This window comes from Pseudoduganella sp. jia 9, assembly GCF_055502615.1.
In genome coordinates, this window is sequence record NZ_JBUPWE010000002.1 from 25762 (window position 1) to 51865 (window position 26104).

Here is a 26104-nt window from a genome sequence, read left to right on the forward strand (position 1 = left end):
TCGAATACGCGCTCGTCGAGCTCCGATATCAACCATTGTCCTTAAGCAATAAAATTCACAAAAAGCAGGCGGCACCAATTAAACCGCACTGAGATCAACATCCGAAAACAGTGTAAATAAACATTCTTAATAGGTAGGTTCGCCGTCCAGCTCTTTTTGCAATGCGTCATGAATGCTGCTCCATGGAGGAAGATCAGCTGGCGGCAAAGGCAAAACATCCTTAAGACGCGTAAATCTGATATCTGGATTTACCTCCAGTGCCGCGGCAATCTCTTGATATCTGCAGCTCCGTTCACGATCAGGTAGTATACCTAGAGCCTCAAGCTTGGCCTTTGTCTGAATTCCCATGTGGGGCCAGTACCCTTCTGCAAATAGTCGAGAAAGAGCTTGGGCAGACTCCCTATTGCCAAACTCCACCCCCTTCTGAAAAAACGTTATCGCTGCCAAAAAATCCTGCTGAACAGCTCGGCGATTCCCGCCCAGCAACGCCGCTGCTGCACCATATCCTTGATTGTATGCACACATCCGCATTGCCTCTTGCTTGTCAAGCTGCCGGTCGTTACCATATGCCTCAGCTAATGCCAACTGTCCCTCAGGGCTTCCCAACCGTGCAGCCTTGGCAAAATGCGCCCATGCGATTCGATCGTCTTGCGCGATCCCTCCGTAGCCATGCTGATAAGCCACACCGAGATCGTAATAGGCCCACGGTTGATTCGCCTCCACACCCGCTTGAATGATTTCGATTGCCTTCTGGGGTGCGGGTGCCAAGATCTGATTCGATTCGAGCACCCCAAAACCTTGCAGATAAAATCTCGCCAGCAATGCCCGAGCCCCCCAATCTCCTTTTTCCGCGCTCACGCGAACACCATTTAGTATTCGACTTATCTCGTCACGCGTGAGCTGCCATTCAGCCTTGCTGCGCCACAACTTCCTCGCTTCAATGTATATTTGGTACGCGGCGCGGTCTCGGGTTTTTGGCATATACATTCGCCAGCTTGCGCAATCAGGAGGCGCATCTAACAGGCTAAATTCGGGCAAACTAGAGGGTATATTACTCACATTATTTTCCTTTACCTGATAATTTACAGGAAAACAAACCGTCGCCATCGTGACAATTACCAGAACGGAACAAGCTAACGTTAAGTTCTTGCATTTCATATCAGCGATGTACCCGGTTGACGGCTCACGTGGAAGGGCAGCAATTGCGAGAGAAGTGGGGCTCCGGCATTCTTCAAATCAAGGTTATCGTTTTGAGCCGAAGTCCAATCTAGAAACGTGCTCTCCATACTTCCAAAAATCGATGGACCGGCTAGTCCGAAGCACTGTTCAAATAGCCTGCGGCGAAGCGCATACGCAATGTCCGATGCGTTGCTCAAGACATTCAACTCGCTATCTATCGCCATGCTTCTCAAATTTAGATTTGTAGATCCTACGGTGAATGCCGCGTCATCAACTATTGCCACTTTTGAGTGAATGTAAATTTCTTCGTAATCACTCGCCGACAGCTTCTCTCGAATCGTTGCCCAGGTCCATAGTGAGCTCATTATTACATTGATACCGGAACGTTCCATCTCGCCTTTGGAAATCGGAGCCTTGATGCCACCTTCCACAGCAACTTCAACGGCTTCTTTATGAACTATTGGCATTGACTCACTTTTCCCAATCCGGCCCGCAACCTCATGGGTAGGTCGATCCATTCCATCTCGTTCCGGCGTAGACGTAACCACGAATACAAACACTGGCTTCATATACCCCGCGGCTCGAAGATTATGTACACACGTACGAAGATGCTCTGCCCAAGCACCATACTGCACGTACTGATTCTGAATGAAGATATAATGTGTCATCTGCCTGGTCAGATTCGCATAGCATTCCTTCGCGCCTTTTTCGCCGTGCAGCGGTTGTGTCCGCACTAACTGAGCCGCATGTTCCTCCTTCTGCCGAGGGAATGCGCCGATAGGTACCCGATTCCTGCGACCGATGAATTCGCTATCCATTTCTCCATGGAGCCTGTCACCGGCGTAACGAATGATTTTCCGCACAACTTGCACACCGGCTAGCGGTAGAAACCACAAACCATCCAGGAATGCTGAACTGGGTCGATCCGATTCGGACCATCCCTGGCAAAAATTATGGTTCAGGTCATGCAATATAGGGCCACGCAGCCGGCATGAAACGTCCTGGTATGGCTTGACGATACGGCTGTGCCTGTCGATATACGCTTGGACTGCAAGCTCTTTTTGCTTGACCAGATATTCTGGCGGCGCGTAACCCGGCGATGCGCCATCGAACGAAGGCCCTTCACGCCATGCCCGCTTCATAAGTTCAGCGTGTTCCATGTCGAATACACGCTCGCGCCGCTTATCGCCGAATTTGTGCTCTGCCGTATCCCAGTATTCGGTCGTTGAATTGTGGCCCATCACGTATCCGACTGCGACCTGAGGCCGCTCAAAGTCGATCAGCACCATCTTCTGATGATGCGCCGCGTATAGCACCGCGATTTTTCCTACTGGCCCTATGCCTTTCGGCGGAATTTCGCCTTGCATCGATCGATCCAGAAGGTCGGCCGGGACACTTCTTACATGGAGATGGATATTCTCATAGACATGTTCTGTCACTTTCCTGAACCACTCGGCACTATAGTTCTGGTGCTGTTCGTTGTAGTACCCTACCTCGCCATTTGATCCAATTCTCGGGAGCGAAGGGCCGTAATAGCCAGGGGTGTTATTCATTTGAAGCTGGGATGCCAGATCATCATGCCAGATGAGCAAACGGACTTTCACGGGGTCCTTCTTCCGCGTAGCAATTTCGATGAGCAAATCGCCATACCGCTGTTCCTTTTTGCCATTCTCGCTTCTATCCAGTTCCATGCCTGGATCAAAACCCCATGTAATGATATCCACGCTGTGCGTTGCGTTCTTCAGATCCTGCGCAATTTTGTTAAAAACCTCCTCGCCGCATATCAGCGGCTCGATCGAGCAGCCGTAGCGTGGGTAATACACTTCCTTGGACATTCGGACGAACCATGGCTGTGCCAGAAATTGATTTGGCGCCGAGTTTTTCCTGTAAGATAATCTCTGTTTATAGAGCTCTGCGTTGTCATCCATTGCTGATTTCATCGCTTGTTCCTCCTATCGGATCAATTTTCAGAGCCCATACCCGACCCCGCGCGGATCAGCATGGCCAGCGCCGTAGTCGCTTCGGTGCAAATCGGGCTAGGATTCGTTTAGCCGGTCCGCCCGCACCATGGTTGGCGCAATAAAAATTACCTTGCGCAGTATCGATTGCGGCCCATGCGCCTGCATCCGGAAATGCCCACGTCGCCAATGCGGTGAAATATCCCCGCGGCTACCCTGCAGTTGCACCGGCAAACTCGCGGGGCCAAGCACGATACGGTCATAATGCACAGCCGCCTGCCGGCGCAGCTTGGCGGCCTTCTTTGGGCCGACGGCACGCAGCCGTACCATCGCATCGCTGTAGGACATTTCCTCGACTCGCCGTGCATGTTCCATGGTCCAGTACAGGAAAACTTTGGTGCATAGCAGTGCAATAGCTTGCTGCTGCCTCAGAAATGTTGGCCGAAGCTCCACTTCGGCACACGTGCGGTGAATAATCTCGAGCAGACTGTCGCCCTCGTCCTCGATGCGAATCTCAAGGTGGCCGACGAAGCGCTCCGGATTTGAGTTCAGTGCCGAAACGGGGCAAATCGAGATCTTCCTCCCGCAATGAGCGGGTGATTCGAACACATAGGCCCCAACGATGCGATGGCCGTCATATTCGTCATCCGCCTCCGGCACGGCGACCGCCGCCTGCATCGTTCCTCCGAAGCTTATGAAGCACGCTGGAACAGGCGGCCGCATCAGGCTTGCTGGAATATCCTGGCTGATGTCCGACGATGCCAGCAACCGGTCCAGCGCTGGCGTCGGTTCGATCAGCGCATGCTGCCGCTGCCAGAACATGACCGCGGCAGCTACCAGGATGGACGAGTATTTGAACTCTTCTTCCAGACCGTCTCGCTTGACCCTGGCAAGTACCGGATCCAGATCGAGCGACCTGGCAAAGAGGTGTTCGTTTTCGCCAAAGCAAAAGGCCGGATCCCTCATCCGATACTCCAGTTCCGGGCCGGGATCAAGGACGTAAGCGCCCGGCCACCGGTTCCACGCTTCGAGTAGCCCGGAGTTTCGGGCATGAACAGGTTGCAGGCATTTGCTGTGCTCACGGCTCTTGTCTATCGCTGCGATCAATACCCGCGTGGCGGCGTAATATTGATCCACCAAGGCGAGATTTTTCTTATCGCCCCTGCTGATCATTCCTGCCAATGCCATAACGAACGACTGCGTAGGATCGGGATGCAGCATGTCAACGGTCTCCGGATGCGTGGGCTTTCCTGCCGCGCGAGGCCAGCCCGGGCCGTAACATATACCCCGTCGCGGTCCGCTCGACCTTGCCCGTTCCGCCGCCGACATAAGCATCCCAGCCCAGCCGTCCCGCAGTCTCCGGCTTACGCGTGGTCAGTACCACGCGCCTGGCGGCGCATGGCTTCAGGTGCAACCGGACCTCGAACTCCAGGGCCGGCAGGCCGAACAGTGCCAAGAGCTTTTCAAGTGCCGCAGCACCTGCCGCGCCTGGCAGGAATCGCGCGTAGTCCGCCCTGCCAACGGGACCGATGTGGATGTTTACCCGGCGATCGCGCCGCCACAGCCGGTGACCCAGCATCGCGCCATTACCCAGCCTGGCTCCCGTCCCGGTGTGGCTGCCAAGTCGGCTGCGCTTGTTTTCGGGCAGATAGTCCCAGCTGCCAACAAACGGCTCGAGCTGGAACGGCAGCGCAAAATAGTCACTCAGCACCTGTGCCACTGCGTTCACCGACACCGGGCGCGAACGCAGCAACCCAGCGTAGTACGCCATTACCTCCTCAGCGATCTCGCCGGGACTGGCATGCGCACCCGACAGCGCCGTGAGCAGTCGCAGGCGCATATCGGTGCCTTGGGTATCGATCGTCTGTTCCAGCCTGTACTTGCCTACGGCTTCGAGGAACTGCCCCGTGAGCCTCTGCATGAAAATGTCGATGAACGCTCGTCCGCTATCGTCGTCGCTCCAGCTCCGCCCTGCGGCGACTCGCTCGGTGATCGCGTGCGGCAAGGCGCCCTGCAGGCCCAGCAAGCCCAAAAACGCCGGTGTCAGCACTATTCGGGCTGCATCATCATTTTTCAGTGCATGCAACAGCGACTCGGCACCAGCGGGCCGCGCCGGTTCAATGTGCAACGCTTCGATCTCGCTGGCGGGGAACGTCAATGCCAGGCTATTACGGAACTGCAGCGCTGCGCGGTCGACGGGAATGCCGTTCATACGCAGCCAGCGCGACAGCAGTCGCATCGCCTGCACGAACTGGAATCGATGGGGCTCGGCCAGCAATTGTTCGATCACACTGGTCTCAGATAGCCGTTGCGTGGTTTGCATCGCACCAGTTCCTTTCCTGATTGTTTGGAGAACACCACCAGTTCGATGAAGCTGTTGACCTGCACATACAGGCCCAGGAACTGATCGATAACCTCGATGAACAAATGGGCCGAACTGCCCACGAACGCGTCTTCGTCGATCGTCAGCCGGACTTCGATGCCATGAACCAGCGACGTGCCGTATTTGTGCCGCAGCCATGCCACGGTATCCGCCTGGCCGAGCGCGACGATGCCGTCGATCTGTCGACGCGAGATCGCCGATTGCGCAGGGTCGTAGAGAGACAGCAGTTCCCGGAACGCCGGCAAGCGATCCTGGGATAGCGCATGGTGATTGAGCGTCAGATGGGAAATGAGCCGCCAGTGCCGCGCCGGTTCAGCCCCGAAACGAAACTGACTGGTGGGCTTGCGCAGGAAGCGGAACCTGCAGGTGCCGGGATCGCGCAATGACACCATTTCCCCACCATGGCCCAAGGAGGCTGGCAAGTCCCTGTTCGTGCATGTGAGCCTGATCGACAGGCTGCTTTGTTCCACGGCCATCGGATCGAATCCGGCATCGACCAGGGTGATGCGTTTCTCGTGGCCGGGGCTTGCGGCAGCAACCATGCCATCGATGCGCGCCACCCAATAGTGCTGATTCTGATCGCTTTTTTCACCGTGGCGCAACGCGTAGAATGGCCTGAACTCGGCGCTGGTTTCACTACTGCCCTGCCGGCGGATCATCCGCACCGAGTCGATCGAATACACTTCGAATGCGGCAGGACGCGTGGCATCTGCAACGACGCCGTATTCGGAAGAGAGGTGCGTAACAGCGATCGGCATGCCTGGGCGCGGGAACAGGTTGACTGCCGGGCTGCAGCCCAACAGCAGGTTTTCTGCACACAAGCTGGCCAGCATGCGGGCCGTGTCGGAATCGGACCGGAAACCTGACATGCCCAGATGCAGAGTGACTTCGCGCACGCCAGGCGGCAGGGAGGACTGTATCGCGGCGAGGTCGATATCGAAGAAACTGAATTTTTCAGGAAATGCAAAGAACTCGGTGAGTCCACGATACGCGGGGTGCGAACGTGCCCCGAAGGGAATCAGCGCATCTTCCTCGGCGAACCCCACCTGCGTCAATGGAATCCCGGACAACCGTTTCCAGCGCCCATCCGGGATCTCGACATACGCACAGATGGTTCGCATGAACAGAGCGTCGCGCAGGCATGCGCAGAACGATGGTTCGCCATCGATGTAAGCACGTACGCGGCCTGGCTGAGCCAGCCCTTCGCCTTCCAGCGTAATACTGATCAGGGACCCCAACGCCGCCGGCAATACCGTTCCGGCCGGCGCACGAATTGCCGAGTCGAAGCAGGCCCTGGACAGAGTGACCGGAGCTAGCGTGATGTCATACGCTGTCCTGAACTGGCACCGTATTCCATTCACGGCTTCCGATTCCAACTCGGTACCACGAGGAATTCTCAGTTCCGGCAAACGACCGGCGGCGGTAATTGCAGGAAAAGTGGCGCGTACGATCGTACAAGAGGGAAATGGCAGTAGATAGTGTGGAAAGAGCGACTCCAGTACCCCTTCGGTGAATTGCGGATAGCCGTCGTCCAGGAGCTTTGCCACGCGGGCAGCAATCAGCGCAACGGACTCGACAAGCTGTTCAACATGCGGATCAGGGCAGACATCGGCGCCAAGTTGCAGCCGGCCGCCAACTTTCGGGTACCGCTCGGTGAACTCGCGACACAGGCGGCGCAAAGACACAAGTTCACGTTCGTAATACGGCAACAGACTTTCCATCGACCTCTCCCTGCGGCATGTTGCCGGGAGGCCAGTATCGGCAAGCTGCCCCGATCTCAATTTGATCTCGCGCAAGCCCAGTCGAATTGCCACCCTTTCGCCACAGGTCCCCAAGCACATTGAGAAATATCAAAGGCTTTCCGCACGACAAACCCATACTGCCCCATTCAACTCCGTGGAGAAGAGCATGACGTTGCCATCGAAAATTCTCTGGTCCGAGGGACTCGCATTGGATGCCCAGCATCTGCAGCAGCTCGACCGGTATCACGAAGGACGCGTGCGTCACCTCGTCAGCGCACTGAATCCGGATGCATGGGGTGTTCAGTCGGCCCGCTGGAGTCCCGAAGATGTCGAAAGAGGCAAACTGCGCGCGGAGTCGCTGACCCTGCTCTTCCAGGACGGCGAGATATACCAGGCTCCGTATTCGGACCCGTTGCCACTGGAGGTCGACCTGTCAGAGCTACCCGCTGATGAATCCAGCTTCCTGTTCTACGCGGCAATGCCAGCTTTGAAATCACGGGGCGGCAACGTGGCTCCCGCCGATGCGGTCGAGCAGCCCGTGCGGGACGATACCGCCAGGTTTATCCAGCTCGAGCTGAATACGATCGACCTTTTCACCGATGCTCTCGCCAGCAAGCTCCGCTATCTGAAAAAATCGCTGCGCCTTCTGTCCCACCTGGAAAAGCGCGATGCATACGAGTGCGTTCCCGTCGTGAAGATTCGCCGCAAAGCCGACTGCACTTTTGAGATCGATCCCGGCTTCATTCCCCCGGCACTGTCGGTGGAAGGCGCACCGGCGTTACAAAACCTGTTGCGCAGCCTGCTCGCGAAGATGAGTGCCAAGGCGAATGCACTGTATCTCCTGCAGCGGCAGCCGAAGGGCAGCGTCGTGGAAGCACATGTTGGCAACGTAACGTCATTCTGGATGCTCAGCACCATCACGACGGCCAGTGCTGCGCTCAACCCCTGTGCGGGCGCGGCTCACGCGCACCCGGTTCAAGTGTTCGACAAATTACTGACGCTGGCCGGTGCGCTGATGGCATTTTCAAGGAAATTCGCCCTCGGTGACTTGCCCAGGTACGACCATCAAACGCCAACGGATTCTTTCGAGGCCCTTGCAGCGATCATTGGGGAATTGCTTGAAACCGTCGTCTCGTCGAAATATGTGGTGCTTCCCCTGGTGCGCAAGAGCGAAACCAGCCCATATCAAACCGCAAGGCTCGATGCTTCGATCGTCGATGCCAAGGCCCGTTTGTATCTCGCCGTGAGCGCGAGCATACCCGCGCTGAACCTGGTGGCCGACATCCCGCGGCAATTGAAGGTCGGCTCGCCGCACGACGTGGAGCAGATGGTACAAATGTCCGTGTCAGGCGTACCGTTGATACACATGGCGCAGGTACCGATGGAAGTGCCGGTTCGCCCCGATACCTACTATTTTTCAATCGAGAATCGGGGCGAACGGTATGAGTCCATGACGAAGGCGCAGGCGGTGACGGTTTACGCCCCGTCCACCATCAAGGACCTGAAACTGGAATTGTTTGCGTTGATGGACTAAGCGCTGGGGATGGCCTCAACGTGCCACTTGCCGCTGGAGCCATTCGGCCACATCTTTACCCACCGCCACCCCACCCGCCAGGCAAGCCGTCAGCAGATACCCCCCGGTCGGCGCCTCCCAGTCGACCATTTCGCCGGCCACGAACACCCCCGGCAGCGCGCGCAGCATGCTGCCCTCCAGCGCCTCGAACGCCACGCCGCCGGCGCTGCTGATGGCTTCGTCGATCGGCCGCGGCGCCCGTAGCGTCAGCGGCAAGGCTTTCAGGGCACGGGCCAGCATGGCGGGATCGGCGAACTGCTCCCTCGCCAGGCATTCGTGCAGCAGCCCCGACTTCACGCCCTTGATGCCGAGCCGTCCCTGCAGGTGGCTGGACATCGAACGCGAACCGCGCGGCCGCGTCACCTCGGCCAGCACGCGGTCGGCCGGCAAGTCGGGCAGCAGGTCCAGTTCGACGACGGCGCTGCCATGCGCGGCGATCCGGTCGCGGACGGGCGCCGACAGCGCATAGATCAGGCTGCCCTCGACACCGCTTGCCGTCACCACGAACTGCCCCTGCTTGCGCACCCGCTGGCCGTTGCCGTCGGTCCAGCTTGCCGCGACGGTGGTGAGCGGCTGGCCGGCATGGCGTTCCGCGAACAGCGGGCTCCAGTCCACGTCGAAGCCGCAATTGGATGGCCGCAGCGGGGCGACGGCAATGCCGCGTTCCGCCAGCAGCGGCAGCCAGGCGCCGTCGGACCCCAGCCGCGCCCAGCTTGCACCGCCCAGCGCCAGCACCGTGGCATCGGCCTGCACCAGCAGTTCGCCGGCCGGTGTCGCGAAGCGCAGCGCATCGTCCGACCAGCCCATCCAGCGATGGCGCTGGTGGAACTGCACGCCCGCTTCGCGCAGGCGGTGCAGCCAGGCGCGCAGCAAGGGCGCGGCCTTCATTTCGGTCGGGAATACCCGGCCGGAAGTGCCGACGAACGTTTCGATGCCCAGGCCGTGTACCCAGTCGCGCACCGCGCCGGGACCGAACGCATCGAGCATCGGCCGCAGCGCGGCGGCGCGGGCGCCGTAACGCGTCACGAACTGCTCGTACGCTTCGGCGTGGGTGATGTTCATGCCGCCGCGGCCGGCCAGCAGGAACTTGCGGCCGACGGACGGCATCGCATCGTACAGGTCGATGTCGAACATGCCGGCGCGCGACAGCGTTTCGGCGGCCATCAGGCCGGCCGGCCCGCCGCCGACGATGGCCACGCGCGGCCGGGAGTTTTCAGGGAGTGCTGGGGTCATCATGAGGAGCGAGATTGTAGTGCAAAACGCGCCCGGCCCCGGCATACTGGCGGAAATCTATCGCTGGAGACACCATGGGCCCGCTCTTCTGGATCAAACGCTACCTGCTCGCCGCCGTGCCGCTGTTCGCCATCCTGGCGGCGGTGGAATGGGCGAAGGGAACCACCGCGCCGGCGGATATCGCCAGTGCCGCCATCTGGGCCGCCGTGGCCGCCGCGATCTTTACCGGCGCGGCATGGAATCGCTACCGCAAGGCGCTTGCCTGCGCGGCATGCGACGCGGTGATGCCGAAGCCCACCGCGCCCCCGCGCCAGAAGAAAAAGTAAGGGTTCAGCCGCCCGTCACGGGCGGAAAGAACGCCACTTCGGCGTTGTCGCTCAGCGTTTCGGCGGCGTCGCACATTCGCTGGTTGCAGGCCATGCGCAGCGCACGGCCGTGGCCCAGCGCCTCGGCCCAGGCATCGCCGCGGGCCACCAGCAGGTCGCGCAGCGCGCCGACGGTGGTCACGCCGGCGGGCACGTCGATGCTCTCGCCGCCGGTGCCCAGCGCTTCACGCACGCTGGCAAAAAACTTCAGGTTGATTCGCATATCAGTACAGCAGTTCGGTAAACGGGATGAAACGCACGGTGTCGCCCGCGGCGATCGGCCGGTCCGGCGGATTGTCGATCACGCCATCGCCCCACACGGTCGACGTCAGCACGCCCGAGCCCTGGTTGGGGAACAGATCGAGCCCCCCCTGCGCATTGATGCGGGCGCGCAGGAACTCGTTGCGGCGGTCGCCCTTCCAGTCGAAGTCCGCGCGCAGCGGGAACGCCAGCGGCTCGCGCGCCGCGTCGCGGGCACCCTGCAGCTTGAGCAGGAACGGCCGCACGAACAGCAGGAACGTTACGAAGCTCGACACCGGATTGCCCGGCAACCCGATGAAGAAGGCGTTGCCCACCTCGCCGAACGCCAGCGGCTTGCCCGGCTTGATGGCGATCTGCCACATGGCCAGCTTGCCTTCCGCCTCCACGGCCGGCTTGACGTGATCTTCCTCGCCGACCGACACGCCGCCGGAAGTGATGATCAGGTCGCTGCAAGCGGCGGCCTGCCGCAACACGGCGCGGGTGGCGTCCAGGCTGTCCGGCACGATGCCGAAGTCGGTCACGTCGCAGCCCAGGTTCTCCAGCAGCGCGCGCAGGGTAAAACGGTTCGAATTGTAGATGCCGCCCGGTGCCAGGGGCTCGCCGGGCATCGTCAGCTCGTCGCCGGTGAAGAACACCGCAACGCGCGCTCGACGCAGCAGCGGCAGGCTGGCCAGCCCGATCGAGGCGGCCAGGCCCAGCTCCTGGCTGCGCAAGCGGGTGCCGGCCGGCAGGATGACGTTGCCGCTGCGGATATCCTCGCCGGCGCGCCGCACCCATTCGCCGGCACGCGGCGCGTGGCGGATCGTCACGGTATCGCCATGCGCCTCGCACTGCTCCTGCATCACCACCGCATCGGCCCCTTCCGGGATGAATGCGCCGGTAAAGATGCGGGCGGCAGTGCCGGCTTGCAGCGGTTCGCCGACATGGCCGGCGGGAATGCGCTGCGAAATACGAAAAACGCGCGCCAAAGTCGGCTCCGGCGTTTCGGCGCTACTGGCGAAATCGGCGGCACGCACCGCGTAGCCGTCCATCTGCGTGTTGTCCCGCGCCGGAACGTCGAGACCGGACACGCAGTCGGCACCCAGCACGCGGCCGTTGGCCTCGAGCGTGGGCACCGTTTCAACCTCGGCCAGGGGACGGCACGCCGCCAGCAGGAAGTCCAGCGCTTCCCGCCGCGACAGCATCGGCTTGCGCGCGCCCGTCATGTCACAGCGCCGCGCCAGCGTTGGCAGCACCGGCGTTGGCCGCACCGGCGTTGGCAGCACCGGCGTTAGCTGCACTGACGTTAGCTGCACTGACGTTAGCTGCAATATACGCCTTCATCTTGTCGACGTCCGGCGGCATCACCGTGTACTTCTGCGGCAGCGATTCGATATCCTCGAAGCCGGCCGGGCGCTCGGCATCCTCGCCCAGCGCTTCCAGGATCGTTTCGTTGAATTTTGCCGCCAGCGCGGTTTCCAGCACGATCATCGGCACGCCCTCTTCCAGGTTTTCCTTGGCCACCTTGATGCCGTCGGCGGTATGCGTATCGATGACGATGCCGTAGTCGTCGGCCACGTCACGGATCGTCTGCAGGCGGTCGGCATGGGTCGACTTGCCGGACTTGAAGCCGTATTGCGCCACCTTGGCGAACTCGTCGCCATCACTGCCAGGACCGCCGGAAAGGTCGAAGCCGCCGTCGCTTTCCACCTTCGTGAACAGCGCCTTGACGCGCGCCGGATCGCGGCCCACCAGGTCGTAGATGAAGCGTTCGAAGTTCGAGGCCTTGCTGATGTCCATCGACGGGCTGCTGGTGTGGTACGTCTCGGCCGACTTGCGCACGCGGTAGATCCCGGTGCGGAAGAATTCGTCGAGCACGTCGTTCTCGTTGGTAGCCACCACCAGCTTGTCGATCGGCAGGCCCATCATGCGGGCGATATGGCCAGCGCAGATATTGCCGAAGTTCCCCGACGGTACCGTGAACGACACTTTCTGGTCGTTCGACGTGGTCGCCGCCAGGTAGCCGCGGAAGTAGTACACCACCTGCGCGACCACGCGTGCCCAGTTGATCGAGTTGACGGTGCCGATCTTGTAGCGGGCCTTGAATTCAAGGTCGTTCGATACGGCCTTCACCATGTCCTGGCAATCGTCGAACACGCCTTCGACGGCGATGTTCAGGATGTTCGGGTCCTGCAGGCTGAACATCTGCGCGGTCTGGAACGCGCTCATCTTCTTGTGCGGCGACAGCATGAACACGCGGATGCCACGCTTGCCGCGCATCGCGTATTCGGCCGCGCTGCCGGTATCGCCCGACGTGGCGCCGAAGATGTTCAGCTGCGCATCCTGCTTCGCCAGCGCATATTCGAACAGGTTGCCGAGCAGTTGCATGGCCATGTCCTTGAAGGCCAGCGTGGGGCCGTTCGACAGCGCCTGCAGCAACAGCTTCTTGCCGCCGTTTTCTTCCAGCACGCGCAGCGGCGTGATGTCGGCCGCGTTCTCGCCCTCGCGGGCGTTGCGGTACACATCGGCCGTGTAGGTCTTGTGCGCCAGTGCCTTCAGGTCGGCTTCCGGAATGTCGGTCGCGAACTTGGACAGGATCGCAAACGCGAGATCGGCATACGGCAGCTTGCGCCACGCATCGAGTTCGGCACCGGTCACCTGCGGGTACTCGCCCGGCAGGTACAGGCCGCCGTCAGGGGCCAGGCCGCCCAGCAGGATGTCGCTGAATTGAGCGGAAGGGTTCGCGGAAGTTTGCTGGGAAGACGCTGCGGCGGCCGACACGTCGGCGCGGGTGGACACATATTGCATGATTCAGGAGATCCGGTTGTGCACAGAAGAGGGATAACTATTATAGTGCGGCCGCAGTTTCTTTGCGAAATTTGCCAGCTTTTCGAATTTTATGTTGCATTTGGCCGAGGTTCGGGGTCGCAGGGCCTTAGGTTCAGTCCCTGATTGTTGCCAGCATTCCGATTGTGTGGGTGAACACCGGGGTCAGTCCCCTGGTGCCAGGCCTGTGGCTGGCGCTCGATGACAACGACTGGCGGGGACAGACCCCTGCGGCGCCGGCTGATCCACCGCCAGCTAGCAAGCCGCGTGATTCACCGTCACCACGTGCACGGCCAGTCCGCCCAGCGAGGTTTCCTTGTACTTCGCGCCCATGTCGGCGCCGGTCTGGCGCATCGTCTCGATCACCTCGTCGAGGCTGACGAAGTGCGTACCGTCGCCCTTCAGCGCCAGCGAAGCGGCGGTGATGGCCTTCACGGCGCCCATGCCGTTGCGCTCGATGCAGGGAATCTGCACCAGCCCGCCGATCGGATCGCAGGTCATGCCCAGGTGGTGCTCGATGCCGATTTCCGCGGCGTTCTCGATCTGCGCGTTCGAACCGCCCAGGGCGGCAACCAGGCCCGCGGCGGCCATCGCGCAGGCCACGCCGACTTCGCCCTGGCAGCCGATCTCCGCGCCCGAGATCGACGCATTGCGCTTGCACAGCATGCCGATCGCAGCGGCACTCAGCAGGAAGTCGCGTACCCCATTCACCGGATCGAGCGGCTTGCAATCCTCGGCATAGTATTTCAGCACCGCGGGAATGATGCCGGCCGCGCCATTGGTCGGCGCCGTCACCACGCGACCGCCCGCGGCATTTTCCTCGTTCACGGCCATCGCATACAGCGACACGCCATTGAGCGCATCGTGCGGCAGTTCGTTGGCGCGGTCCGCGCCCTGCGCCTGCTGCCACAGCTTGGCGGCGCGGCGTTTCACGTTCAGGCCGCCCGGCAGCTGGCCCGAGGTTTCCAGCCCGTGCGCGATGCAGGAACGCATGACCCGCCAGATCCGGTCGAGCCCCGCGTCGAGCCGTTCGGCCGGCATGCGCGCCAGTTCGTTCGCGCGCAGCATGCGCGGGATCGACAGGCCGCTGCGGGCACCGTGCGCCAGCAGGTCGGCCATCGTGTCGAACGGATACGGCACCGGCGCCGCCGGCGCGCCATCCGGCGCAGCGCCCTCGCCTTCGGCGCGGATGAAGCCGCCGCCGATGGAGTAGTAAACCCGGCTGGCGTCGCCGCCCGCGCGGTGCAGCGTGAAACGCATGCCGTTCGGATGCTCGGGCAGGTTCTCGGTCTTGTGGAAGACCAGGTGCCGCGCGCGCACGAATGGCACTGCTTTCGCGCCCAACAGCTTCAGTTCTCCGCGCAGCTGCGCCTCCGCCAGCAGCGCATCGACCCGGCCGGGATCGACGTCCTGCGGCGTTTCGCCCATCAGGCCAAGGATCACCGCCTTGTCGGTCGCGTGACCCACGCCGGTCAGCGCCAGCGAGCCATACAGCTCGGCCGTCACGCCGGTCGCGTCATCGAGCGGCCCGTGGTCCAGCAGGAAGCGGCGCGCCGCCACCATCGGCCCCACCGTGTGGGAACTGGAGGGGCCGATGCCGATCTTGAACAGATCGAATACGCTCATGTCCATCTTTGTCTCTCGAATATTGTAGTAATGAAGATGGCGTGTCGCGTCTCACGCGGCCTGGCTGACTTTGGCATCGACGTTGGCCAGCATGTCGCGCACGATGTCCTCCACGCCGATGCGGGCCTGCCAGCCCCAGTCGGCGCGCGCCGCGCCGTCGTCCAGGCTTTTCGGCCATGTGTCGGCGATGCCCTGGCGGCTGTCCGGCTTGTACTCGATCGCGAAGCGCGGCACGCGCGCCTTGATGGCGGCGGCCAGCTCTTCCGGCGAGAACGACACGCCCGCCACGTTGTACGAGGACCGAATCCTGACCTTTTCCGCCGGCGCCTCCATCAGTTCGAGCGTGGCGCGGATCGCATCGGACATGTAGATCATCGGCAGCGTGGTTTGCGGGCCGAGGAAGCATTCGTAGCGTTCGCCCCGCAGCGCCGCATGGAAGATCGCGATCGCGTAGTCGGTGGTGCCGCCACCCGGCGGCGACTTGTAGCTGATGATGCCGGGGTAGCGGATGCTGCGCACGTCCACGCCATATTTCAGGTGGTAGTACTCGCACAGCCGTTCGCCGGCCAGCTTGCTGATGCCGTAGATCGACGTGGGGTCCATCACCGCCATCTGCGGCGTGGCATCCTGCGGCGTGTTCGGGCCGAACGCGGCGATCGACGAAGGCCAGAACACCTTCAACGGCTTGCCGGCTTCGCCGCGCTCGCGGGCCACCTCGAGGATGTTCAGCAAGCCATCCATGTTCAGCTTCCAGGCCTTCAGCGGCGCCGCTTCGCCGGTGGCCGACAGCATCGCGGCCAGCTGGTAGACCTGCGTGATGTCCTGCGACGAAACCAGCTGCGCCAGCGCTTCGTCGTCCAGCACGTTCAATACCTGGTATTGGGCGGCGCCGTACAGGTTCTTCGGCGAAATGTCGGTGGCGAAGACATTGTCCGCGCCGTACCTGGCCGACAGGGCTTCCACCAGTTCGCTGCCGATCTGGCCGTTGGCGCCGATGACGAGAATACGTTCCATTATTGTTGTTCCTTGAGAATGCCGAGTTCCTTGCCGGCCTGCGCGAACGCGGCCAGTACCTTGTCCAGCTGCTCCCGGGTGTGCGCGGCGGAGAGCTGCACGCGCACGCGCGCCTGGCCCATCGGCACCACCGGATAGAAGAAGCCGGACAGCAGCACGCCCAGTTCATACATGCGCGCCGCGAACTTCTGCGCCACCGGTGCCTCGAACAGCATCACCGGCACGACCGGGTGGGTTCCTGGCTTGATGGTGAAGCCGAGACGCTCGATCTCGCGGCGGAAATACGCGGTGTTTTCGTGCAGCCTGTCGCGCAGCTCGGTCGATTCCGACAGCTTCTTCAGCACGGCCAGCGAAGCACCGGCGATCGACGGCGCCAGCGTGTTCGAGAACAGGTAGGGGCGCGATTTCTGCCGTAGCGTGTCGATGACTTCCTTGCGGCCGCTGGTAAAGCCGCCCATCGCGCCGCCCAGCGCCTTGCCCAGCGTACCGGTGATGATGTCGATCCTGCCCACCACGCCATGGTGCTCGTGCGTGCCGCGGCCGGTCTTGCCCATGAAGCCGGAGGCGTGGCATTCGTCGATCATCACCAGCGCGCCATACTGTTCGGCCAGCGCGACGATCCTGTCCAGCTGCGCGATCGTGCCATCCATCGAGAACACGCCGTCGGTCACGATGATCTTGTGGCGCTTGCCGGCGGCAGCCTGCAGCTGCGCTTCCAGGTCGGCCATGTCATTGTGGGCATAGCGGAAGCGCGCCGCCTTGCACAGGCGGATGCCGTCGATGATGGAAGCATGGTTCAGCGCGTCCGAAATGATCGCGTCGTTCTCGTCGAACAGCGGTTCGAACACGCCGCCGTTGGCGTCGAACGCGGCCGCGTACAGGATCGTGTCCTCGGTGCCGAGGAATGCGGAAATCGCCTGCTCGAGCTGCTTGTGCACCGTCTGCGTGCCGCAGATGAAGCGCACCGACGACAGGCCGTAGCCGTACTGCTCGGTGGCGTCGATCGATGCCCTGGCCACCCATTCCTCGCCGGACAGGCCCAGGTAGTTATTGGCGCACATATTGATCAGCGTCGTTCCATCGTCGCCCGTTACTTCCGCGCCCTGGCGCGAAGCCAGCACGCGCTCGGGCTTGTACAGGCCCTGTTCGCGCAACTGCTCCAGGTTGTGCCGCAGGCCGGCGTAGAAATTCGCTTGTGTGCTCATGGTGCTCCTTCGGGGTTGGGTTCGCGCTGCTTGCGGGCTGGCGGCCTTTGCTTGACCGGCATGTTGACCCTGTTGTACCGTGCATCGCGGAGAACAGGGTATCGAACTTCGCCCTGATTCCTGTATTTTCTCCGGTTTTCACTATCTTGAACTTCCGTTCGATATACTGAATCCTACATAAGCTTATTGAACTTTGCAACCACCAATGATGAAATCCCCCGCCGCACCCATCGCCAATGCCCCGCCCGAGGTGGGCGCCGCCCTGCAGCGCCTGCGCCTGGCGCGCGGCCTGACGCTGGAAGACCTGTCGCGCATCGCCGGCGTGTCGAAATCGATGCTGTCGCAGATCGAGCGCGAAAAAGCCAATCCGACGATCGCCATCACGTGGCGGCTGGCCAATGCGCTGGGCGTGGCGATCGGCGAACTGCTGGCCGACGAACAGCGCCCGGTCGACACGATCCGCGTCGTCGATGCGCACGAAACGCCGACACTGCCCGGCAACCATGCCGGCTACGTGCTGCGCATCCTCGGCCCGATGGAACTTGCCGGAAAGTACGAATGGTATGAACTGTCCCTGGCGCCGGGCGGCGAACTGGTCTCCCAGGCCCACGATCCCGGCACCACCGAACACGTCACGCTGCTGCACGGCGCCATCGAGATCGAGGTGGGGGCAAACAAGAAAAAGGTCAAGCTGGGCGGTACCGCACGCTATCCGGCGGACCAGCAGCATGCGCTGCGCAATATCGGCAAGACGGAAGCGAAGGCGCTGCTGGTGGTGATCCACCGCTGAGCATGAGCCCGGCGGCAGGCGCGCTAACGTGCTCTGCATTTCCACCGCGCCCCCTACAATGCCCTCCTGTCCATGACATTTACCAAGATGAACATCGTCTGCATTGCCTGGGGTTCGCTGCTGTGGAAACCCGGCCCGTTGAAACTGGCATCCGGCTGGCACCCGGGCGGCCCGCTGCTGCCGCTGGAATTCGCCCGCGACAGCGACGACAGCGATGAGCTGGCGCTCGTGCTGTGCCCCGGCGTGCCGCCGGTGCACACTTTCTGGGCCTACCTGGACTCGCCTGACCTCGAGGCGGCGCGCGCCATGCTGGCGGCGCGCGAAAAGATCGCGCCGGGCCATCCGGAATTCATCGGCAGCATCCCCGCCGCCGGCGACGCGCCGGTCCGGCAGGAAATCGCCGACTGGCTGCGCGGCCGCGGCATCGATGCCGCCGTCTGGACGGCCCTGCCGCCGAAGTTCGCGGGCAGCGGCGGGCGCATGCCCTCGGGCGAAGAATTACTCGGCTTCCTGTCGGGCCTCGAGGGGGCGACCCGCGACGCGGCCGAGTTCTACCTGCGCCGTATTCCGCCGCACATCGATACCCGCTACCGCCGCCTGGTCGAGGCACGGCTGGGCTGGCGGCCACTGCGCGACGCCGCCGTCACGCGCATGCGCTGAGCTCCGCACGGTCGTCCTTTCCGGCCCGACATCCTTCCTGATAACATTGGCAGGATAGCCAGCCTTCCTCGAGCCAATGACACCAGACTCCCCTGCCGTTTCCGATCTGCCGGTCCAGTCCGACCTGCCGGATCAGCTGCCCCTGCCGCCCCTGCCGCTGACCGTGGCGTTCACGGCCGATGCCGCCACCGGCTACGCTGCCATGCAGAACGACGTGCCCGTGGTGCGCGGCATCACGCTGACCAATGCCGGCACGGCCGCGCTGACGAATGTCGAGGTGTCGATCGTTTGCCGGCCGGCTTTTGCCGCCGGCGTGCAGCTGCGTTTCGAACGCCTGGCGGCGGGCGAGACGCGCACGATCGCGCCGGTCGACCTGCAGCCCGACCACGCCTGGCTGGCCGGCCTGGACGAAGCCCAGCGCGCCAGCGTGGTGCTGGCCGCCAGTGCCGACGGCCATGCGCCGCTCGAGACAAGCCACGGCGTGGTAGTCCTGGCCTACGACCAGTGGGCCGGCACGCGCCTGCTGCCGGAATTGCTGGCGGCGTTCTGCATGCCGAACTCGCGCGTGGTCGACCACCTGATTGCGGCCGGCGCGGCGCTGCTGCGCGCGGCGCCCGGCAATCCGTCGATGAACGGCTACCAGTCGCGCAACCGGGAAAAAGTGTGGCAGCAGGTCTCGGCGCTGTACGCCGCGGTGCTGGCGCAGGATCTGCATTATTCCAGTCCGCCGGCGTCGTTCGGCACCGATGGCCAGAAGATCCGCACGCCCGAACGCATCCTCGACACCAGGATCGCCACCTGCCTGGACCTCGCCATGCTGTTCGCCGCATGCCTGGAACAGGCCGGCCTGCACCCGGTCGTTCTGCTAAAGGAAGGCCACGCCTGGGTCGGCGTCTGGCTGGTCGATGCCTGTTTCCCTACCGCGCTGGTGGACGATGCGCAGTCGGTGCGCAAGCGCGTGCGCTCCGGCGAACTGATGGTGTTCGAGACCACCGGCGTGGCGGACGGCCGCCGGCAGCCGCTGCGCCTGGCCTGCGTGGCCGGCGAAGATCACCTGGCGGACGACGGCGCGTTCGCGTGCGCGGTCGACATCCGCCGGGCGCGCGAGCTGCACATCCGCCCGCTGCCGTCGCATTGCTCCGCCAGCGCGGCCGAACCGCCGATCGAGCAGGATGCGCCCGCCATCGAAGCGATGCCGCCCCTGCCGCCGCTCGACCCCGCGCTGCTGCCGGCCGCCGAACAGGACGCCGACAGCCCGGAAGGCCGGCTGGCGCGCTGGAAGAGCCGCCTGCTCGACCTCACCCTGCGCAACCGGCTGCTGAACTTCAAGCCCTCGAAGACGACGCTGCGGGTGATCTGCCCGGACCCGGCGGCCCTCGAGGACACGCTGGCCGACGGCCGGGATTTCCGCGTGCGCGCGGCGCCACCCCTGATGAGCGGCGGCGATCCGCGCGATGCGTCCGTGTTCGCGGCGCGCAGCGGGCACGCGCCGCTCGATGCGCTGGCGGCCGATGCGCTGGGCCGCAACGAAATCCTCGCCGACGTTCCCGAAGAGGCACTGGACGGTCGGCTGCTAGACATCCACCGCGCCGCCGGCACCAGCCTCGAGGAAGGCGGCGCCAACACGCTGTTCCTCGTGTTTGGTTTGCTCGAGTGGCGCGAAGAGCAGGACGCGGAAGCGTCGCACCTGGCGCCGATCCTGCTCGTCCCTGTCACGCTCACGCGCCAGTCCGTGCGCAGCGGCTTCCGGCTGCTGCGGCACGATGACGACGCGCTCGTCAACCCGACGCTGATGCAGAAGCTGGCCCAGGACTTCCAGCTGAAGCTGCCGGCCTTCGACGTGCTGCCCACGGACGACAAGGGAATCGACGTGGCCGGCATCCTGCAGTCGTTCCGGCTGCATGTGGGCGAGCTGAAAGGCTGGGAAGTGCACGAGCAGGTCCACCTTGGCATCTTCTCGTTCACCAAGTACCTGATGTGGAAGGACTTGCAGGACCGCCACCGGCAGCTGCAGGAAAACCCGGTCGTCGCCCAGCTGATCGAGCATCCCGGCGAAGCCTTCGCGCCAGCCGGGCTGGGTTTCGAGCCGCGCACGCTCGACGCCAGCCACCGGCCCGAGCAACTGTTCGCGCCGCTGCTGTCCGATTCCTCGCAACTGCGCGCGATCTGCGTGGCCGGCAGCGGCACCAGCCTGGTCATCGAAGGCCCGCCCGGAACGGGCAAGAGCCAGACCATCACGAACATGATCGCCCACCTGCTGGCCACCGGCAAGTCGGTGCTGTTCGTGTCGGAAAAGATGGCCGCGCTGGAAGTCGTGCAGCGCCGCCTCGCGGCGATCGGCCTGGGGCCGTTCAGCCTGGAGCTGCACTCGTCGAAGGCGAAGAAGGCCGACGTCATCCGCCAGCTCGGCATCGCGCTCGACGCCGCCGGCACCCGCAGCGTCAAGGAATGGGAGATCGAAGCGGCACGCCTGGCCGCGTTGCGCGCGCAACTGAACGACGTCGCCGTGGCGCTGCACCGGCTGCACCCGAACGACCTGACGGTGTTCGAGGCCATCGGCACCTGCATCGCGCACGCCGGCGAGCGCCCGGCGCCGTTCGCGTGGCCCGATCCCGATGCGCACACCCGCAGCGAGCTCGAGGCGTGGCGCGAGACCAGTCGCCAGATCGGCGCACTGGCCAGCCAGCTGACGACCCTGGCGGGCCATGCGCTGGCCCGCATCGGTACGGCGGCCTGGTCGCCGTCATGGGAACAGGAGCTGGAGAGCAGCGCCGCGGCGCTCGCCGCGCGCAGCACGGCGCTGGACAGTGCCGCCGGCGCCGTGCTGGCGTTGCTGGACGCAGCGCCCGACGGCCTGTCGCTGGCCGACCTGGCCACCCTCGACCGGCTTGCCGATGCCCTGCTGCAGGCACCGCGCATGCCGGCCGGCGTTGCCGGCGCGGCGCATGACGAAGCGGCACGGGCACGGCTGGCGGTCCTGCGCGAGCATGGCCTGGCGCGCAACCGCGCCTGGGACACGCTGGGAGGCTGCTATGCCGACGCCTTCGCACAACTGTCCGCTGCCGGCCTGCGCCAGGAATGGACCGCGGCGCAGAGCGCGTGGTGGCCGAAAAGCTGGTTTGCCCGGCGCAGCCTGCTCAAACGCCTGCAAACCTACCGCACCGATGGGCAGCAGCCGGTCGACGGCGACATGCCGGCATTGCTCGACAGCCTGGCCAGGATCAACGACAAGGATGCCGCCATCGCGGCCATGGCGGCGGATGCCGGCACCCTGCTGCAGGCCGGCTTTGCCGGGCACCGCACCGACTGGGAAGCGGTGGCACGCGCCGAACGCTGGGCCAGGGACTATGCCGACGCCGTGATCCGGCTGGCCGGCGGCGATCCCGCAGTGGTCACCGCCCTGCGCGCCAGCCTGCTGCCCCATGTCACCGAACACCGCGCGCTGCTGGCCGCCGATGCGCCGGCCGGCGCCCGGCTGGCAGCCTATCGCGATGCCTGGCGCGAGTTTTCCACGCAGTTGCGCAATACGTCGAACCTAGGGGGCTGCGGCGACAACCTGGGCCTCGACACGGCGGCCGACGGCGCGCTGGCGCGCATTGCGGCAATCCTGCAGGGCTGGCAGCAGCACGCCCGGCAATTGCGGCCATGGTGCCAGTGGCAGGGCGTGCGCGCCCGGGCCGTGAACGGCGGCCTGCAGGGCATCGTCGCCGCGCTGGAAGCAGGGTCGGTCGCGCTGGAGCGGGTGCCGGCGTATTTCGAGTACAGCTACCGCAACTGGTGGGTGCGCAAGGCGATCGACCGCGAACCGGTGCTGTGCGGTTTTTCCAGCGCCGACCACGAGCGCAAGATCCGCGAGTTCCGCCAGGCCGACGCCCGCTTCCAGCAGCTTACCCAGCAATACGTGGTTGCCGCGCTGGCGGCGCGCGTTCCCGCCGCCGCCCCGGCGGCACTGGCGGCCGGGTCCGATTCCGAGCTGGGCCGCCTGCGCCGCGAGCTGCAGAAACAGCGCCGCCACATGCCGATCCGCCAGCTGATCGCCGGCCTGCCGACCCTGCTGCCGCGACTGAAGCCGTGCCTGCTGATGTCGCCGCTGTCGGTGGCGCAGTACCTCGACGCCGGCCATGCGCCGTTCGACGTCGTGATTTTCGACGAAGCGTCGCAGATTCCCGTCTGGGACGCGGTGGGCGCCATCGCCCGTGGCCGGCAGCTGGTCTGCGTGGGCGACCCGAAGCAGTTGCCGCCGACCAGCTTCTTCAGCCGTGCCGACGATGGCGACGACAGCGACAGCGACGCCGCAGTGCAGGACCTGGAAAGCATCCTGGACGAATGCCTCGGCATCGGCCTGCCGCAACTGACGTTGAACTGGCACTACCGCAGCCGCCACGAAAACCTGATCGCGTTCAGCAACGCCGCCTATTACGGCAACGAACTCGTCACGTTCCCGTCACCCTTCACCGCGGACACCGCCGTGCGCTTCCAGCACGTGCCGGGCGTCTACGACCGCGGCGCCACCAAGACCAACCGGGCCGAAGCCGATGCCATCGTGGCCGCCGTCGAGCAGCACTACCTCGGCCCGGCGGGCGGCCGGCACACGCTGGGCGTGGTCACGTTCAACGGCGCCCAGCAACACCTGATCGAGCGGCTGCTGGAAGCACGGCGCCGCGCCAACCCGGCGCTGGATGCGGCCATTGCCCAGCAGGCCGGGGAAGCGCTGTTCATCAAGAACCTGGAGAACGTGCAGGGTGACGAACGCGACATCATCCTGTTCTCCGTCACCTACGGGCCGGACGCGCAGGGCAAGGTCAGCCTGAACTTCGGTCCGCTGAACCTGGAAGGCGGCCAGCGCCGGCTGAACGTGGCAATTTCCCGCGCGCGGCAGGCTGTCGTCATCTTCAGCACGCTGCTGCCGGAGCAGATCGACCTGGCGCGCGTGCGTGCCGCCGGCGTACGCGACCTGCGCAATTACCTCGAGTTCGCGATCCGCGGCACCGCCGCACTGGCCACGCGCCCGGCCGGCGTCGCGACCGGGGCCACGGCCGGGACCGAGACCGGCGCGGGTACGGTGGCGGACGGCGGCTTCGAACAACAGGTTGCCGCCGCGCTGCGCGCCCAGGGCTGGACCGTGCACGCGCAGGTCGGCGTATCGGGCTACCGGGTCGACCTCGGCGTGGTGGACCCGCGCGCGCCGGACCGCTACCTGCTGGGCATCGAGTGCGACGGCCCCTCGTACCATTCCGCCGCCACCGCGCGCGACCGCGACCGGCTGCGCCAGCATGTGCTGGAAGACCTGGGCTGGAACCTGGCCCGGGTCTGGTCCATCGACTGGTGGCTGGACCGGGAACTGCCGCTCCAGGGCCTGCTGGCACGGCTCGATGCGCTGCTGAAGCAGGACCGGCCGGCGCCAGACGCCCCCTCCACGCCCGTCACGCCAGCGCCTGCCGCGCCGTCAGGGCCGGCCCGGGAAGCGGGCCAGGACGTGGGCCAGGATGCGGCTCGGAACGCGGCCGAGAATCAGGCCGGGAATCAGGCCGGGAATCACGCCGAGAATCAGGCCGAACCGGTCCATGGGCAGGCGCCGGCATCATCCACCCTGTATTTACCGGTGACGCTGCCGAAAGGCGATCCCGAACGTTTCTACGAACCGGCCGCCGCGGCCGACCTGCGGCACCAGTTGCACCGCATCGTTCACGAGGAAGGCCCGGTGGCGCAGGCCGCGCTGTTCCGCAGGATCACCCGGGCCTGGGGCCTGGCGCGCACCGGCGCGCGCATCGAAAAACACCTGGCGGCGCTGCTGCCGGCAGCGGTGCGCACGACGGGCGAGGATGGTGTGTTCTACTGGCCGGAGCACCTCGACCCGGCCACGTGGGATGGCTACCGGCTGCCGGGCGCGGAGCCCGAGGCGAAACGGGCGATCGATGAAATCTGCCTGGAAGAGCTGGGCAATATCGCGCTGTACGTGCTGGGCCAGCAAGGCGCCACGACGCAGGCGGGCCTGGCCCGCGCGGTATGCCGGCTGCTGGGCATGGCGCGCACCGGCGCCGAGGCGGAAGGCAGGATCGGCCGCGCACTGGCGCATGGCCGGCTGGCGGGCCTGGTGGCCGTCGTCGACGGCGTCGTGTCCAGGCTGGATACGGGCGCGGACTGAGCAAGGACCGGAGCGCGTCCCGGCACGCGGCCGGACGCGCTCCACGTTCAGTCGAACGGGTTGGCGACTTTCTTCACGGCCGGCGGCGGCAGCGCTGCCGGCAATGCCTTGTTGCCCTCCAGCTTGTCGACAATCGCGCCCAGCAACTGGTGCAGCGCCCGCGCATGCTCCAGGCCCTGCCTGTCCATGGTCAGGTCCAGGTCGCCATCGATCGTGATCCGGTCCAGCCGGTTCTCGATCGCCAGGCCGCCGATCGTCAGCACGTCGGATTCGTTCGCGTAGGGCGCGAATTTCTTGCTCATCTGTGAGGTCCTTTCTTAACCTTTGCGTTTCGTCGTCTTCGGCAGCTTCAGCATGACGGCCTTCTGCCGTGCCGTCAGCGACGGTATCAGATCGATGCCGATCCTGCTTTCCAGTTGGGCGATGGTCATGGTCTGCGGCTTCGCTTCGGCCTCGTTGGCCACGAACCAGGCGCCGCCTGCACGCTGGCGCGGGCTGTACACCACCTTGTAGAGATGGCTCGGCACCAGCACATTGCCCACCTTGCGCAGGTCGCTGCCCAGGAAGGCCGGGCCGGTGATCACGTACAGGTCGCCCTCCTTCTTGACCATGGCGCGCACGGCGCTCTCGATACCGGCCCACACGTGCCGGTTGTTGTCGGCATCCTGGGGCACCATATTGGCCAGCGTGAAGCTCTGGTACTGGCTGGTTTCGTCCGGCATGTTGCCGCTCGGCGCCATGTGGCCGCGGTCGAAACCGCTGCGCGCGTAATCGGCCAGTTCGGCGCGCTGCGCCTTCGGCAGGCGCTTCTCGGCGTGGAAGGCGTTATCGCGCGACATGTCCTCGGCCGCGGCGATGCGGCGCGGCGTCAGGTGTTCGGCCGACCACAGCGGCGTGCGCGTGACGCCGGAATGCATGATGCCGAACACCTTGTAGCACAGCGGGCGCGTGGCGCGCGCGAGCTTGTCGTTGAGGATGCGCGGCGCCTGGCCTTCAAGGTAGTGCTGGGGGCAGGTTTCAGCGGCAGCGGCGGACGAAACAAGGGATGGAACGAACGGTGAAACCAGGAACACCGCCGCGAGGGCGGCGGCGTAAAGCGGGCGGATGGGCATTGGAGCGACAGCGATCAGGGAGAATGCGAGACGGGCATTCTAACGGACCGCGA

At 64.2% G+C, this 26104-nt stretch carries 18 protein-coding genes and 1 pseudogene; 5 read left to right on the forward strand and 14 right to left on the reverse strand.

Annotated elements, in window-relative coordinates; genetic code table 11:
- Positions 1-126: 126 nt before the first annotated feature.
- From ACY34H_RS01945 to tssF, 5 genes are all read right to left on the reverse strand, one after another.
- Positions 127-1158, reverse strand: coding sequence for a tetratricopeptide repeat protein (locus ACY34H_RS01945; RefSeq protein ID WP_464975797.1), 1032 nt, complete (start codon positions 1156-1158; stop codon positions 127-129).
- Positions 1155-3119 (reverse strand): phospholipase D-like domain-containing protein, encoded by a 1965-nt coding sequence (locus ACY34H_RS01950; RefSeq protein ID WP_464975798.1) that lies wholly within the window; start codon positions 3117-3119, stop codon positions 1155-1157. The genes ACY34H_RS01945 and ACY34H_RS01950 overlap by 4 nt, the downstream gene beginning before the upstream one ends.
- Before the next feature lie 96 nt (positions 3120-3215).
- Positions 3216-4358: a hypothetical protein gene (locus ACY34H_RS01955; RefSeq protein ID WP_464975799.1), complete on the reverse strand. Its 1143-nt coding sequence runs from the start codon at positions 4356-4358 to the stop codon at positions 3216-3218.
- 1 nt (position 4359) lies between these two features.
- Positions 4360-5460, reverse strand: a complete 1101-nt coding sequence (gene tssG, locus ACY34H_RS01960; protein WP_464975800.1) for a type VI secretion system baseplate subunit TssG — start codon at positions 5458-5460, stop codon at positions 4360-4362.
- Positions 5424-7241, reverse strand: coding sequence for a type VI secretion system baseplate subunit TssF (gene tssF, locus ACY34H_RS01965; RefSeq protein ID WP_464975801.1), 1818 nt, complete (start codon positions 7239-7241; stop codon positions 5424-5426). The genes tssG and tssF overlap by 37 nt, the downstream gene beginning before the upstream one ends.
- A 187-nt stretch (positions 7242-7428) precedes the next feature.
- Between tssF and tssK the strand changes: the two genes are divergently transcribed.
- Positions 7429-8796 (forward strand): type VI secretion system baseplate subunit TssK, encoded by a 1368-nt coding sequence (gene tssK, locus ACY34H_RS01970; RefSeq protein ID WP_464975802.1) that lies wholly within the window; start codon positions 7429-7431, stop codon positions 8794-8796.
- Positions 8797-8811: 15 nt separating this feature from the next.
- On the opposite strand, the gene ACY34H_RS01975 is transcribed toward tssK, so the two are convergent.
- Positions 8812-10071 (reverse strand): TIGR03862 family flavoprotein, encoded by a 1260-nt coding sequence (locus tag ACY34H_RS01975; protein WP_464975803.1) that lies wholly within the window; start codon positions 10069-10071, stop codon positions 8812-8814.
- A gap of 71 nt (positions 10072-10142) precedes the next feature.
- Between ACY34H_RS01975 and ACY34H_RS01980 the strand changes: the two genes are divergently transcribed.
- On the forward strand, positions 10143-10394 hold the full coding sequence (locus ACY34H_RS01980; protein WP_464975804.1) for a hypothetical protein: 252 nt from the start codon (positions 10143-10145) through the stop codon (positions 10392-10394).
- A 4-nt stretch (positions 10395-10398) separates the two neighbouring features.
- On the opposite strand, the gene moaD is transcribed toward ACY34H_RS01980, so the two are convergent.
- The 6 genes and pseudogenes from moaD to kbl all read right to left on the reverse strand — a co-directional run bounded on the left by moaD (position 10399) and on the right by kbl (position 17344).
- Positions 10399-10656, reverse strand: coding sequence for a molybdopterin converting factor subunit 1 (moaD, locus tag ACY34H_RS01985; protein WP_464975805.1), 258 nt, complete (start codon positions 10654-10656; stop codon positions 10399-10401).
- Between the two features lies 1 nt (position 10657).
- A complete protein-coding gene (locus ACY34H_RS01990; RefSeq protein WP_464976068.1) occupies positions 10658-11878 on the reverse strand; it encodes a molybdopterin molybdotransferase MoeA in 1221 nt (406 codons plus the stop codon).
- 121 nt (positions 11879-11999) lie between these two features.
- Positions 12000-13481 (reverse strand): annotated as a pseudogene (gene thrC, locus ACY34H_RS01995) (threonine synthase); the annotation flags it as partial.
- Positions 13482-13754: 273 nt separating this feature from the next.
- Positions 13755-15131, reverse strand: coding sequence for an L-serine ammonia-lyase (locus ACY34H_RS02000; protein WP_464975806.1), 1377 nt, complete (start codon positions 15129-15131; stop codon positions 13755-13757).
- 45 nt (positions 15132-15176) lie between these two features.
- The gene (locus ACY34H_RS02005; protein ID WP_464975807.1) at positions 15177-16139 is read right to left on the reverse strand and encodes an NAD-dependent epimerase/dehydratase family protein; all 963 of its coding nucleotides are present in this window, start codon (positions 16137-16139) and stop codon (positions 15177-15179) included.
- A complete protein-coding gene (kbl, locus tag ACY34H_RS02010) occupies positions 16139-17344 on the reverse strand; it encodes a glycine C-acetyltransferase (protein ID WP_464975808.1) in 1206 nt (401 codons plus the stop codon). Before kbl ends, ACY34H_RS02005 begins: the two co-directional genes overlap by 1 nt.
- 208 nt (positions 17345-17552) lie before the next feature.
- On the opposite strand from kbl, the gene ACY34H_RS02015 reads away from it, so the two are divergent.
- The 3 genes from ACY34H_RS02015 (at position 17553) to ACY34H_RS02025 (ending at position 24939) form a co-directional block, all read left to right on the forward strand.
- The gene (locus ACY34H_RS02015) at positions 17553-18134 is read left to right on the forward strand and encodes a helix-turn-helix domain-containing protein (RefSeq protein ID WP_464976069.1); all 582 of its coding nucleotides are present in this window, start codon (positions 17553-17555) and stop codon (positions 18132-18134) included.
- A 72-nt stretch (positions 18135-18206) separates the two neighbouring features.
- The gene (locus ACY34H_RS02020; protein WP_464975809.1) at positions 18207-18794 is read left to right on the forward strand and encodes a hypothetical protein; all 588 of its coding nucleotides are present in this window, start codon (positions 18207-18209) and stop codon (positions 18792-18794) included.
- Between the two features lie 76 nt (positions 18795-18870).
- A complete protein-coding gene (locus ACY34H_RS02025; RefSeq protein ID WP_464975810.1) occupies positions 18871-24939 on the forward strand; it encodes a DUF3320 domain-containing protein in 6069 nt (2022 codons plus the stop codon).
- Positions 24940-24986: 47 nt separating this feature from the next.
- On the opposite strand, the gene ACY34H_RS02030 is transcribed toward ACY34H_RS02025, so the two are convergent.
- Positions 24987-25241, reverse strand: coding sequence for a hypothetical protein (locus tag ACY34H_RS02030; protein WP_464975811.1), 255 nt, complete (start codon positions 25239-25241; stop codon positions 24987-24989).
- A gap of 15 nt (positions 25242-25256) precedes the next feature.
- Positions 25257-26051, reverse strand: a complete 795-nt coding sequence (locus ACY34H_RS02035) for a DNA/RNA non-specific endonuclease (RefSeq protein ID WP_464975812.1) — start codon at positions 26049-26051, stop codon at positions 25257-25259.
- Positions 26052-26104 lie beyond the last annotated feature (53 nt).